At 63.9% G+C, this 12,733-nt stretch carries 15 protein-coding genes; 10 read left to right on the top strand and 5 right to left on the bottom strand.

The features are described from left to right. Positions 1-69: 69 nt before the first annotated feature. Positions 70-1,743 (bottom strand): apolipoprotein N-acyltransferase, encoded by a 1,674-nt coding sequence (lnt, locus tag IC234_RS14930; RefSeq protein WP_190926087.1) that lies wholly within the window; start codon positions 1,741-1,743, stop codon positions 70-72. Next, a complete protein-coding gene (gene rsmI, locus IC234_RS14925; RefSeq protein WP_190926085.1) occupies positions 1,712-2,482 on the bottom strand; it encodes a 16S rRNA (cytidine(1402)-2'-O)-methyltransferase in 771 nt (256 codons plus the stop codon). The genes lnt and rsmI overlap by 32 nt, the downstream gene beginning before the upstream one ends. Positions 2,483-2,605: 123 nt before the next feature. Between rsmI and IC234_RS14920 the strand changes: the two genes are divergently transcribed. Continuing rightward, on the top strand, positions 2,606-3,040 hold the full coding sequence (locus tag IC234_RS14920; RefSeq protein WP_190926083.1) for a DUF3592 domain-containing protein: 435 nt from the start codon (positions 2,606-2,608) through the stop codon (positions 3,038-3,040). Here the strand turns inward: IC234_RS14920 and IC234_RS14915 are convergent. Then, positions 3,037-3,291, bottom strand: a complete 255-nt coding sequence (locus IC234_RS14915) for a 4a-hydroxytetrahydrobiopterin dehydratase (protein WP_190926081.1) — start codon at positions 3,289-3,291, stop codon at positions 3,037-3,039. The two genes, IC234_RS14920 and IC234_RS14915, sit on opposite strands and share 4 nt — an antisense overlap. 126 nt (positions 3,292-3,417) lie before the next feature. On the opposite strand from IC234_RS14915, the gene IC234_RS14910 reads away from it, so the two are divergent. From IC234_RS14910 to IC234_RS14870, 9 genes are all read left to right on the top strand, one after another. Further along, positions 3,418-3,918, top strand: coding sequence for a hypothetical protein (locus IC234_RS14910; RefSeq protein WP_190926079.1), 501 nt, complete (start codon positions 3,418-3,420; stop codon positions 3,916-3,918). A gap of 72 nt (positions 3,919-3,990) precedes the next feature. Continuing rightward, positions 3,991-4,215 carry a hypothetical protein gene (locus tag IC234_RS14905; protein WP_190926077.1) on the top strand — a complete coding sequence of 75 codons (225 nt, stop codon included), beginning with the start codon at positions 3,991-3,993 and terminating at the stop codon, positions 4,213-4,215. 165 nt (positions 4,216-4,380) lie between these two features. Continuing rightward, positions 4,381-5,079: a metallophosphoesterase family protein gene (locus IC234_RS14900; RefSeq protein ID WP_190926075.1), complete on the top strand. Its 699-nt coding sequence runs from the start codon at positions 4,381-4,383 to the stop codon at positions 5,077-5,079. Positions 5,080-5,178: 99 nt separating this feature from the next. Continuing rightward, positions 5,179-5,373: a hypothetical protein gene (locus tag IC234_RS14895; protein WP_190926073.1), complete on the top strand. Its 195-nt coding sequence runs from the start codon at positions 5,179-5,181 to the stop codon at positions 5,371-5,373. 248 nt (positions 5,374-5,621) lie between these two features. After that, entirely contained in the window at positions 5,622-8,177 is a 2,556-nt protein-coding gene (locus IC234_RS14890; RefSeq protein ID WP_190926071.1) for an autotransporter outer membrane beta-barrel domain-containing protein, read from the top strand. A 555-nt stretch (positions 8,178-8,732) separates the two neighbouring features. Further along, positions 8,733-9,296, top strand: a complete 564-nt coding sequence (locus IC234_RS14885; RefSeq protein ID WP_190926069.1) for a DUF6252 family protein — start codon at positions 8,733-8,735, stop codon at positions 9,294-9,296. A gap of 32 nt (positions 9,297-9,328) precedes the next feature. Then, on the top strand, positions 9,329-9,631 hold the full coding sequence (locus IC234_RS14880) for a hypothetical protein (protein ID WP_190926067.1): 303 nt from the start codon (positions 9,329-9,331) through the stop codon (positions 9,629-9,631). A gap of 35 nt (positions 9,632-9,666) precedes the next feature. Then, positions 9,667-10,008, top strand: a complete 342-nt coding sequence (locus tag IC234_RS22200; protein WP_190926065.1) for a T9SS type A sorting domain-containing protein — start codon at positions 9,667-9,669, stop codon at positions 10,006-10,008. Positions 10,009-10,389: 381 nt separating this feature from the next. Beyond that, positions 10,390-10,878, top strand: a complete 489-nt coding sequence (locus IC234_RS14870) for a hypothetical protein (RefSeq protein WP_190926062.1) — start codon at positions 10,390-10,392, stop codon at positions 10,876-10,878. A gap of 347 nt (positions 10,879-11,225) precedes the next feature. Here IC234_RS14870 and IC234_RS14865 read toward each other — a convergent pair whose 3' ends face one another. Together IC234_RS14865 and IC234_RS14860 are read right to left on the bottom strand one after the other, a co-directional pair. Beyond that, positions 11,226-12,044: an anti-sigma factor gene (locus IC234_RS14865; RefSeq protein ID WP_190926060.1), complete on the bottom strand. Its 819-nt coding sequence runs from the start codon at positions 12,042-12,044 to the stop codon at positions 11,226-11,228. Beyond that, positions 12,041-12,529, bottom strand: a complete 489-nt coding sequence (locus tag IC234_RS14860) for an RNA polymerase sigma factor (protein ID WP_190926058.1) — start codon at positions 12,527-12,529, stop codon at positions 12,041-12,043. The genes IC234_RS14865 and IC234_RS14860 overlap by 4 nt, the downstream gene beginning before the upstream one ends. Positions 12,530-12,733: the final 204 nt, after the last annotated feature.

Raw genomic sequence — 12,733 nt, 5'->3', positions numbered from 1 at the left:
AAAGCGCCTTTGTTGGTGACAGGGCAAAGTTGCCAGCCGTTCAACGCGGAGACGCGAAGTGTCGCGTCTCTACACCGCCAGCCGTTTCCGACGCCAGCCCACCACCACCACGGCCACCACCAATAGCAGCACCGCCGCAATCTGCGCGCCGCGCCCAATCAGCTCGCCGAAGCGGACGTAGAACGTCGTCTCCGTATTAAGATGCACGGCGGCGCGGCTGGCCGTGGGAATCCAGGCCGGCTCGCGTTGCGTGATTTCGCCTTTCTGGTTGATGAAGCCGGTGAAGCCCGTGTTGGCCGAGCGGGCCAAGTCGCGGCGCGTCTCGATGCAGCGCAGTTGGCCGTAGCTCAGCAGCTGGCGGTAGCCGGGCGAGTCGTGCCACCACGCATCGTTGGTGACGAGGCCCAGCAGCGTGGCGCCGTTGCGGGCGTATTCGCCTAGAAAGTCGCCGTAGATGGACTCGTAGCAAATGACCGGCGCCACCCGCAGCGCCGGCGCGCTGGCTGGCGCTGCAAACACGGTACGCTCGGTCTGGCTGCCATAAGAACCCACAAAACCGCCCAAATCAATGTTCTTGAGCACGCTGCTGAGGATGGGCGGAATCTTTTCTACGCCGGGCACCAGCCGCGACTTGTGGTAGAGGGCCACCGGCGCGGCGGCGTCGGCGAAGTAAGCGGCGGCGTTGTTGTAATCGTAGTAGCCCAGGTCGTCGCGGTAGCGAGCGGTTTCGCTGGCCGCGGCCTGGCTAGGGTAGGAGGTGACGGTGGTGATGCCCGTGAGCAATGCCACGCCGGGGTGCCGCGCCAGCCAAGCACGCACGCGCCGGATTTTGGGGTGGCTTTCTATGGTGTTTTCCCAGTACGCTTCCTCCAGCGCCGTTTCGGGCCAGAGAATGAGCTTGGTTTCGGGCGTGAGCTTCTGGTCCGAGATGCTCATCAGGCGCGTCAGCTGCTCGTCGTAGGGCACAAACTGCGGGCCGCCTTCAAACTTCTCCACGTAGGGGTCGAGGTTGGGCTGCACCACCACCACTTCGGCCGTGGGGCCTTTTGCCACATAGCTGCGGCCGATGAGCGTGGAAATGAACAGCGGCACGGCCACGGCCAGTACCGGCGCGGCCCAGCGGAAGCGGGCAGGGCCATCCACCGCCCAGGGGCTCACGCCGCCCCGGCCGAACCACGCCCAGAACGCTAGCAGATTCACCGCCCACACCCACACCGAGCCGCCCAGAAACCCGGTGTACTCGTACCACTGCACCCACTGCGGCGCTGCGGCGAAGCCGTTGCCCAGCGTGAGCCAGGGCCAGGTGATATCCCAGTGTAGGTGTAATTGCTCAAACGCTATCCAGTATACCGGCAGCGAAAGGTAGCCCCAGCGGCTGCCCAGGCGCTTCTTGGTTTGGCGGAAGGCCATGAGGGGCAGGCACATGAGCAGCGCGTTCAGCACCACGGCGGCAATGCCGGCGGCCAGCTGCGCGTAGCTTACCCACCAAGTGGTGAGGGCGTTCCAGAGCACCAGCATCAGGTAGGTGCTGGCAAACACGCGGCCTTTGCGGGCGCCTTCCAGCGTGAGCTTGCGCTCCATGACGAGGTAGGGCAGCCAGCCAACGAACAGCAGCGGCACCAGCCAGGCGGTGGGCCACGGCGCCCAGCCGCCGCTCAGCAACAGGGCGCCCAACACGGCGAGCACCGGCGTGCGCAGGCGGAACAGGCCGCTAGTCCTGGCCGTCGATGTCGTCGTCGGCATCGTCGTCGGGGCAGCGGGTTCGGTCTTCGCGGCCGGGGCGGGGCTCGCGGGCGGGCGGGGCAAGATTTCCTTCGACGACAACGACAATTTCTCCTTTAATGCTGGGCCGGGCCGCGAAGTCAGCCTCCAGGCTGGCCAGCGTGCCGGTCACGGTTTCTTCAAACAATTTGGTCAATTCGCGGCTAACCGACGCCGGCCGCTCGGGGCCCAGCACCTCGGCCAGCTGGCCCAGGGTTTTGACGATGCGGTGCGGCGACTCGTAAAAAATCATGGTGCGGGTTTCGGCGGCGAGTTGCTGCAGGCGCGTCTGTCGGCCTTTCTTCACCGGCAAAAACCCTTCAAACGTAAACCGCTCGGCCCCAAAGCCCGACTTGAGCAGGGCCGGCACGAAGGCCGTGGGGCCGGGCAGGCACTCCACGCCCAGGCCTTTGGCCAAGCACTCGCGCACCAACAAAAAGCCGGGGTCGGAAATTCCGGGCGTGCCGGCGTCCGAAACCAAGGCCATGGTCTCGCCCTGCTCCAGGCGGGCCAGCAGGCGCGGCACCTGCTGGTGCTCGTTGTGCAGGTGGTAGGAGAGGAGTGGCTTTTTCAGGCCCAGGTGCTGCATGAGGCGGCCGCTGGTGCGGGTGTCTTCGCAGAGCACCGTGCCCACTTCGCCCAGCACGCGGATGGCGCGCAGGGTGATGTCTTCCAAATTGCCGATGGGCGTGGGCACGAGGTACAGAACCGTGTTGGGCATGAGGCAAAGGTACGTAGCTGGCCAAACCGTACGCCGCTTTGAAAGCCGCCCCGGCATTAAACCAGCTACGCCGGTATCTTGTCGCCGAGAAAAGCAGGCGTATTTCCCTTTTGTTGATAAACCATGGCTTGGCTGGCAGTTGTATTTGCCTGTATTCCGGGTAGCGTAGCATACGCTGTATTGGCCGAAATCCGGCTAGCCTCCGAGCTTTCACGCAATGGAATAGAACAGGAAGGCGTTATCATTTCTCAGCGAGAAGTAGCTCGCAGCCGAAGCGGCAGTTATTATGTGCCTAAAGTGCGGTTCACAACGCGGAATGGCGAGGTCGTTGAAGGCGAAAGTGCGGGATTAGAGCGTTTTTTGGACGCGCGGCATTTGTTCTTCGCTGATAAAGTCGAGTTTTTCGATAATGATTACGCCTTGTTGCGTTACGATGCCGCCAATCCCCGACGTTTTCTGTTCATTCAGGAGTTAGACCAAACCAAAAATCATTGGTTGTTGGTAATTACTAGCCTGTTGACGGTGGTCATGGTGCTGGCCGGGCTTGGCCCGGTTTAAGAAGGCGGCGTGGCATACCGCGCCGCCACGGCATCGATGGCCGCGGCCAGCCGGTGGTCGCGCCGGGTCACGGTGTTGCCGGCGTCGTGGGTGCGCAGGCGGAACTCGACCGCGTTGTACTCGTTGCTGAACCACGGGTGATGGTCGAGGCGCTCGGCCTCAGCGGCCACTTCGGTGAGGAAGGCGAAGGCCGTGCGGAAGTCGGCAAAACGGAAGCTGCGGCACAGGCTGTTATCGATTTCAGTCCACATAGTTTTTGCTATATTTAACAGCACGGTTCAGGTGTGCCGGGGGCGCGCAGGCAAAACCCAAACGGGAAATCCAAAGTACACCTTTTCCCAGCTATTTCTTTCCTCGTACCCCAGCCCTTTAACCACATGGCCATCGACCCCAACAACCGCCCCATCCGCGTCATCAACGACGACACCACCAACGAAGAAATGGAGGCCGGCCACCACATCCCCAACGCCGACCCGCCCAAGAACGAAGCGGCCCGCGGCGGCTTTGGCAACCGCGACGGCAAGGAAGGCTTCGGCTCCGATACCTCGGGCGGCGAAACGGCCCTGGGCGTGAACGAAACCGCCGACGCCATGGCGCCCCCGCCCGACAACATGCGCTCGAACGATGAGGGCCGCGCCGGCCGCGAAAACCAGGACCTGCCCGATGACGACGGCCTCGACTCCATCGCCCCCTCGGGCCGCCCCGTGGATGAGCTGGACGTGCACGACCGCCGCCCCGGCGTGGACGAGATGCTGAACCCCAACTCCCGCGTGGGCATGGGCCAGATGGAGCCCCGCCCCATTCAGCCCATCACCGGCACCGACACCAACGCCGAGCTAAACGACCCCAACGCCACCGACACGGCCATCGACCAGTAAGGCCGCGCCCGTCGGCAGCCCGGAGCGACAGTAAGAAACCTTCCCCATTTCCACTTTCTAACTTCCTTCATCATGCCGTACAAAAGCAACAACACCAACCAGCAGTCCGGTGAAAACCACGGCGCCCCCGCCGGCGAGGGCCTGCCCCAAGGCACCGGCGACCTGCCCGTAAACGACCTCGACGAGGCCACCGAGGCCCGCCTCGAGCAAGAAGCCCTCGACGCTGGCCAGCGCCACCCCAACCGCAACCTCGACAAGCCCGAACTGGACAAGCCGTCCTACGGCGGCGGCCACTAGGTCAAGCGGCCGTTTCGCCTGAATTACCCAGGACGTCATGCTGAGCGCAGCCGAAGCATCTCTACCGCGAGAGTAACTGAATTACTTGCGAGGTAGAGACGCTTCGGCTGCGCTCAGCATGACGTCTTTTTTGCGCTTTTCCTCATACGCCTCTCCTTCTTGCCCATGCGCCGCTTTGCCACCACCGACCTGCACGGCTGCCTGCACACGTTTCGCCGCCTGGTGGAAGAAGAGTTGCGCCTGACCTCTCGCGATGAGCTGTACCTGCTGGGCGACTACGTGAACAAGGGCCCCGACAGCCGCGGCGTGCTCGACTACCTGATGCAGCTGCAGGCCGGCGGCTACCGCGTGCACTGCCTGCGCGGCAACCACGACCAGGCCCTGCTCGACGCCGCGCGCCACCGCTGGCGCTGGGACTGGCTGGGGCCGCGGGGCCGTCAGCCCACTTTGCGCAGCTTTGGCGTGGGGCGGCTGTCCGACATTCCGGCGCATTACCTCAACTGGCTGGCCACGCTGCCTTACGAGATTGAACTACCCGATTTCGTGCTGGTGCACGCGGGCTACAACTTTGCCCTGCCGCCCGCGGCCATGCGCCAGGACCACGACACCATGCTCAACACCAAGAAGTTTGTGTACGACCCCACGCGGCTGGGCGGGCGGCGCTTGCTGCACGGCCACGTGCCCACGCCCACCGCGCAAGTGCGCGCCAAAGCCGCTGGCCACCCCGGTGCCCTGGGCCTCGACACGGGCTGCGTGTATCGCCACAACCCTGAGCTGGCTCATTTGGCGGCCCTGAATTTGGACAGCTGGGAGTTGCTGCTGGTGCCCAACTGCGAACCGCCTTACCCGATAGGAAAGCGGTAAAATACCTTTCAGGGTGCCGCTGTCTTCGTGCGATATAGTCGCTGTGGGCCTTGGATGCTTTTGTATTATATCCGTTCGGTTTCTTTGGAAAGGCAACACGTGCTGCCATCGATTGCTGCTCAGATGCGATTAGTGGCCATTGAGCGGGTTGTGCCGCGGGCTTACATACAAATGCCCGGTATTCCGAATGGAAAGAGCTTTAATAATGGAATAATAATTTGGGTTATTGGCTGCAAATTTGAAAAAATAATTGAAGTATTATTTGAAAAGCATAGGATGCCTGCAATAAAATAAGTTATAAATTGTATTATACCGATGGGGTCTTGACTAGTGTGTTGCGCAGGAGTGCGCGGGGTTATACGTTTGATAAATACTATTTCTGCGTGGTGGGCTGAGCCCAAAAATCGGAAAACATCAAGCCGGCCCTGAGGGTGCGAATTGAATTTTACCCGGTTATGGATTTTCGCACCATCTGGAAAGCAGTAACGGCCCGAAGGCTTCTGCCGGAGCGGCTTACTATTTCAAACTTTTTTACCCTGTATATGAAACATTCCCTACCCTCGGCCTCGCATTCTTTTGGCCCCTTACCCACGCTTCCGTGGTGGGAGCGCCGGCGTGGGCAGCTAGTGGCCGTGCTGCTGGCGGTGCTGCTGCTGCTCGGCAGCCGCGTCCACGCCACGGTCATCATCACCGTGGGCAACGGCCAGGCCAACTACCCCACCATCACGCAGGCGCTGGCGGCGGTGCCTTCCACGCTGACCGAGCCATATGAGCTGCAGCTAACCGCTAACGGCTATACCGAAGACGTGCTGCTGACCAAAACCGGCACCGCCACCAACACGCTCACCATCAAGCCCGCGGCCGGGATTTCGCCCATCATCACGGGCACGTTCACGTTTGGGGCCGGCAGCGCCTACACCATTCTGAGCGGCAACAACGGCAGCGCCCGCGCCCTCACCCTGCGTCAGACGAACCAGCTGGCGCCCACGCTGGTGTTCAGCAACGACGCCTCGCACAACACCGTGAGCGAAGTGCAGGTGCGCGGCGCCGCCACCTCCTGGACCAGCGGCGTGGTGGTGATTGGCAACGGCAGCGCCACCGGCAACGACTACAACACCCTGACCCAAAGCTACATCTTCAACGCCAACCCCTCGCAGCTGCCGGCCAACCTGGTGTACGCCGTGAACTCCGGCACCGGCACCAACGACGCCTTCGCCCTCACCGGCAACCAGCTCTACAACTTCACCCGCACCGGTGTGCAGGTGGGCAGCGGCAACGGCGACGGCTGGAACATCAGCAGCAACAGCATCTTTTACAACGCGTCGTCGACCCCCACTACGGCCCAGACCGGCATTGACTTTGCGCCCGGCACCGGCGCCAACGACGCCACCGTGGCCAACAACTCCATTGGCGGGCAGGCGGCCGGCGCCACCGGCGGCGCCTGGGTCAACACCGGCGGGCAGAGCTTCCGCGGCATTGTGATGAGCTGCGGCGGCAGCACCGCCCTCACCAACGAAGTGACCGGCAACCTGGTGAGCAACGTGAGCCTAACGGGCACGGGCTCGGCTGCGCTCACGGCCATTGGCATCGACGGCGGCCGCAACGAACTCACGAGCAACACCGTGGCCAGCGTGAGCAACACCGGCACCAGCGGCGTGAACAGCCTCGTGAGCCGCGCTACCACGGTTCTGGGTTCTTTCTCGGTGGCCAGCGGCCAGCTGATGGTGGTGGAAAGTGGCCTGACCGTGGTGCTGGGCAACCTCACCAACGCCGGCATCCTGAACCACACCGGCGGCGACATGCTCATCACCGGCAACTTCACCAACTCGGGTACTTTTGCCCAGACGCTGGGCGATATCGAAATCAAAGGTAATATGGTGAATTCGGGCCAGTTCACCTGCTCCACCGGCAAGGTGAAGCTGACCGGCACTGGCCCCCAAACCGTGAGCGGCGGCCTCTACTTCAACCTCGAAGTGAACGGTACCGGCACCAAAACCCTCACCGGCAACGCCACCGTGTACAACGGCGTGCAGATGCTGAACGGCGTGCTCTCCACCGGCACCCGCTACGCCCTCACCCTCGACCGCCTGGCCAACCTCGTGGAAACTGACGCCAGCTACGTGCTGGGCCGCGTGGAGGTGAACCGCACCCCCACCGAGGGCGTGCTGGAAGACTTCGGCGGCGTAGGCCTGGAAATGACGCCCGCCCCCGGCTCGACGCTGCCCGGCGCCACTTTCGTGACGCGCATCACGGGCACGGCCCCGGTGGGCGTGAGCGGCCGCCAGGGCATCCTGCGCTACTACGACATCGACGCCGACGTGCTCACCGGCCTCAACCTGGGCCTGACCCTGCGCTACCTCGACCACGAACTCAACGGCATCAGCCGCGGCAACCTGCGCTTCTTTAAGTCGACCAATGCCGGTGCCACCTGGGCCAACAAGGGCGTGAGCGCCGCCGGCACCAGCGCCGCGGTAGGCGGCGGCTACGCCACCCTCAACAACGTGGACGGTTTCTCGCGCTGGACCCTCGGCGACCTCACGGCCCCGCTGCCGGTGAGCCTCACCGAGTTCGCGGCCGAGCGCCAGGGCCGCAACGCCGTGCTCACCTGGGCCACCGCTACTGAGCAGAACAACCGCGGCTTCGGCATCGAAGTCTCGCTCGACGGCAAGACCTTTAAAGAAATTGGTTTCGTGGCCGCCGAGGGCAGCGGCACTAGCAGCAGCGCCCGCAGCTACCGCTTCGTGGACGCCAGCGCGGGCAAAGCCGGCCGCCGCTACTACCGCCTGCGCCAGCAAGACCGCACCGCCGCCGAGGCCACCTACTACGGCCCCCGCGAGCTGACCTTCGAGGCCGAGGCCCCCGTGTTTGCCGCCTACCCCACGCAGTTTGGCCAGGACCTGACCGTTGAGCTGCGCCACCCCGGCGCCACCACCGCCACCCTGCGCCTGTTCGACGGCATGGGCCGCGAGGTGTGGCACCAGGACGTGACGCCCGGCGCGGCGCCGCTGCACGTGCAGCCCACCGGGGCCGCCGGCGCCTACGTACTCACCGCCACGGTGGCCGGCCAGGTGCTGCGCCAGCGCGTGGTGAAAAACTGAGGCTGAGAGCCGCGCTCCAGCGCCGTTCCGCCTTTTCCGAAGCCCCAGCTACGATAGTGGCTGGGGCTTTTTCGTGTTTCGGGGCCGGCCGTATTTGCCCTTCGGGCCGTGTTAGCAAATTGCTTTGGCCCGCCAGCCCTAAAGTCCGTTCTTCTTACTCGTTCAATGGCCCATACGTGCCTTGCAAGGGCGAAACGTAGTCTGCGACTTCGTTGATAAGACAACTGTAAAAGTCTGATTGGTAAATATATTTATTCGCGTTTCGCAGGTAAATCGCCTACGTTTGAGAAAAGCCGGCTCCCCACAAGCCGGCGCCGCGGCATTTCGGATTCTACCCATCCTTCGCCATGAACCAAGCGCTTGCTGTTCGCTGCAAGGGCGGCTTCCCCGAGGGAAGGCCTGACCCACATACCCGCTGGCCCGTGGCCATTCGGGCCATCCCGTTGCGCCGCAGCAGGCATTCTCACCACTACGGGGCTTTGGTTTTACAAGCCAACGTTTTTCCACCGCGTCATGCACGCTTGGTAGGCTATTCCACTTTCACCCTTTTCAGCCATGAACAAACTACTTCCCTTCCTCGCCTTGGCCGCCGCGCTGGCCGCCGGCAGTTGCAAAAAAGACAACCCCGACGCCGGCCTGCCCCCGGCCACGCAGGAAGGCAAGAACACCGGCGGCTGCCTCGTCAACGGCGAGCGGTTCGTGGCCACCGGATGGGGCGGCGACCTATTTTCTAATCCTACCCCGCCGCTATTTGGTGGCTTCTCATTCGACAGCGTGTACACGGTAGACTTGAATGGACAGTACAAAGGCGAAAATGCCACACTTACGCTCTTCTTAAAAAATGATGTGCCCAAAACATACCTGCTGAACAAGGACACACCTTACTATCCTCAAGCCGTTCCTTCTCGCGTTCTAGACCATGCTACATTCACGATTGATGGCGTGAGCAAGTCAGAATTGTACGGGACCAATTCGACTCAGACGGGCAAAGTGGTGCTGACACGAGCCGACCTGCGGGCGGGCATCGGTTCAGGCACGTTCGAGTTCACTGCCGCTAGTACGGTGGACCGCAGTAAAACCATTACCGTCACCAACGGGCGCTTCGACCGGAAGCAATAAATTTTTCTATTAACCTTTTCATTTCTTACCCGATGAAACAGCTTCTACTCATATGTGCGCTGCTCTTAGCAGTTCCCAGCCTAGCCCAGCGCGTGGGCGGTGCCGGCACCAGCGCCGTGGTGCTGCCGCCCACGCAGCTGCCCTATTCCTGCAACGAGACCATCGGCCGGGCGCAGCACCGGGCCGACAGCCTGCTGCAGCCGCTGGACAAAAGCCAGATTCCCACCCACGTGCTCTACGACCGCGTGTTCGGCCTGGCCGCCCTGGACGTGTTCAACCGCGTGCACAACGACCCCGATACGTCGGGCGTGCAGCACTACCTGCAAGCCTACTAAGAACTACACGTAGCCAACTACAACAACCCCGGGGCGTGGTGCGCAACGCCGTGGTGACCCAGGTGACCAGCCAAACCCCCAACCCCGACCCTACGCAGCCGCCCCGCGAGTGTGTGATTATCGATGCCCGGCCCGCGCCGGCCGCCTACCCCAATCCCGCCGACACTACCCTCTACCTGGCCGCCCCCGCAACCACCGAAGCCCGCGCCCTGCCCCGCACCGCCGTGCTCTACAACGCCCAGGGCCGCGAGGTGCGCCGCGCCAGCGGCCCCGCCCCCGCCGAGCTGCGCGCCGCCGGGCTGCCCGTCGGCCTCTACTACCTGCGGGTGGAGCAAAACGGCCGCGTGAGCCGCCACCAGATTCGGGTGCAGCACTAGGGGACCGCCGCTACCTGCGCCAGGAGGCTGTTTGAACCACTAAAAAGAACGGTCCTGCTGAGCGCAGTCGAAGCAGCTCTACCGCTTCGTCCGGCTCCCCTCTCTGTTGGGCTTCGCGCATCACGCGGACCAGGGCCGGGGGGGAAGGCGCCACATTGAACGACGCACGCGAGATGCTTCGACTGCGCTCAGCAGGACCGTTCTTTTTAGCAGGACGAGCCTTGCCAGTTGCCAGCACCTTCGGCGTTGAGCCGCCGGCCATTGCGCCTCGAAAAAGAAGCATACCGTTCTGCTTACATTTACTTCTGCCGGGCCGGGGGCCGGTGCTTATGCCAGCCCCGGCCCGGTAGTTTTTCCTCCATCTTTTACCCCCGTTTACCCATGAAGCAAGGCAACCGCATCTCGGAAACCCTCTCTACCGCCGACGCCAAGAAAATCGTCGACCTGCTGCGCCAGGTCCAGGACCTGATGCCCTTCCTCATTACCCTGCAGCCCGACGAAAGCAAAGGCCTGCGCAACATCGGCTTCGACGGCGTGCCTTTCGCCCAGGCCGCCCTCGACGCCGTGCGCGCCGACCCGGGCTTCACCCGCCGCGCCTTCGACCTGGCCGAGTTCGAAAAGGACGTGGCCCTCATGGACAGCCTGCGCGGCATCCAGGCCGTGCTCGGGCCCCTGGCCCAAAAAGTGAGCGACACCTACCGCCTGGCCGGCGCCGACGTGATGGTGACCGCCGACGACGTGTACGAAGACCTGCGTCGCGACAACGGCGAAACCGCCGCCGTGCAGGCCCCCCTCGCCATCATGAAAAAGCGCTACGCCCAGCGCCTGAGCCCCGCCAAAGCCGCCAAAGCGGCCCCCGCCACGGCCTAGCCCCGCCCCCGGGTGGTGCCCCACCACCCCAGGGTGGTGCCACACCGGTCCGGAGTGGTTCGGAACCACTCCGGAGTGTTCCCGAACCGGTCGCAAGTGGTGGCGTACCACCCTGGGGTGGTGCGGAACCGGTCGCAAGTGGTGCGATATCACCCCAGAGTGGTGCGCCACCACTCGCAAGTGGTACAGAACCGGTCGGGAGTGGTGCGCCACCACTCCCGACCGGTTTTTTCTGTGAAATGGTACCGGTTGGGGTAGAGACGCATACTTGCGTCTCGTCGTTTGCACCGTGAGGGGGGCATCCTTTTAATGCGGGTCGCTCAACGACGAGACGCAAGTATGCGTCGCTACTTGCCTTCCAGCACCCCCGCTGCCACTGCCCGCCGGGCCGAGGCGCGGTAAGGGTTGAGCGAGTCGGCGGCCACGGCGCGCAGCTCGGTCAGGGCCGGGGCCAGCTCTTTGGCTTGCCAGTAGGCCATGCCGAGGTGGTAGCGGGCGCGGCGGGTTAGCTCGCTGGTGGCATTTTCGTCGCTCACGCGGCGCAGGTACAGCTGGGCGGCGTTGCCCTGGCCCTGACGCAGCAGAATGAGGCCGCGCAGGTAGAGCAGGGTGTCGTTGCCCACGCTGGTGGGGCTCACGCGGCCCAGCGAGTGCAGCGCCGCCGGGTAGTGGCCCGACTGGTACTGGTCGAGGGCTTCGGAGAGCAGCGGGCGGGCGTGCAGCAGGGCGGGCGTCACCACGGGGCCGGGGTCGGGCTGGTAGTAGGCTTCCCAACTGCGGGCCGGCCGGGCGGGGCTGGGGCGGGTGAAATACCAGGCCGCCGCGCCGACGGCCAGCAGCAGCAAGGCGCCCAAAGTGCCCAGCACGGTCCAGCGGCGCTGGCGGCGCTGGTTCAGCTGCTCCACGCGGGCCAGGGCGGTGCCGCGCTCGTTCATGCGCTCGTCGAGGGCTTGCAGGCGCAGGCGCAGGGTGTCGTGGCCGGCCGCCCAGCGCAAGTCGGCGGTGAGCTGCTCGTAGGCGGCGTGGGCGTCGGCCAGGTCTTCCTCCTGCTCCAGGCGCAGCTCGAAGGCCTCCTGCTCGGCCGGAGTCATCTGGCCGTCGGCAAAGCGTTCGAGCTCGTCGAAGTAGGGGCGGAGGTCGGGGCGGGGCGGAGTCTGAGGACTCATTTCAGCAGCTCGTAAAGTTTGCGCAGGCAGGCGCTTTTCTGGAGTCGGGCCACGGTGGCGTTGGGGAAGCCCATCTTGCCGCCCATCTTCTCAAAATGATAGCCGCGAAAGTAAAAGTAGGTCAGCACCTGCTGGCAGTCGGCCCCGAGCTGATTGAACTGGGCCAGCAGGCGCTGGCGGCGGCCGGCTTCGGCGGCGGGCAGGGGCACGTGGGCGGGCACCTGGGCAGCCAGGCGCTGCTGGGCCATGCCGTAGATGAAGGCCCGCAGGTCGTCGGGCATTTTGGTGATGCGGCCGTCGGCCACCTGGTCGTAGAAGTCGAGCAGGGTGTCTTGCAGCAGGCCGTGGGCCTGGGCCGGGGCCAGGCGGTGCTGGCGTTGGGCCCAGCGGGAAAACAGGTGCCGGCTGCGTTGGTAGAAGTCAATCAGAAACTTCTGATTGCCGACGCGCAGCTGGGTAAGGGTTTCGGCAAGGGGCGCGGACATGGCAGGGAGCAAAGGCAGTAGCAAGTAACAACGGAAACGCTTATCAGTGAACAGTTATCAGTGTGCAGTTAGCAGTTGAGGGGCGAAGGGCGGCGAAGCGGCCTCGCATGAGGCGCTTAGCAGGCCGGATAAGTGCTTGAAGCCGCCGGGTTTCTGAAAGAAAACGGGTTGAATGCTCTTTTTTTCAAAAAGCCCGCTCGCGAG

Source organism: Hymenobacter armeniacus (assembly GCF_014699055.1).
In the GTDB taxonomy this organism is placed as follows: Bacteria; Bacteroidota; Bacteroidia; order Cytophagales; family Hymenobacteraceae; genus Hymenobacter; species Hymenobacter armeniacus.
Note: the sequence above shows the minus strand (reverse complement) of the source record. Positions and strands in the feature narration are given on the sequence as shown.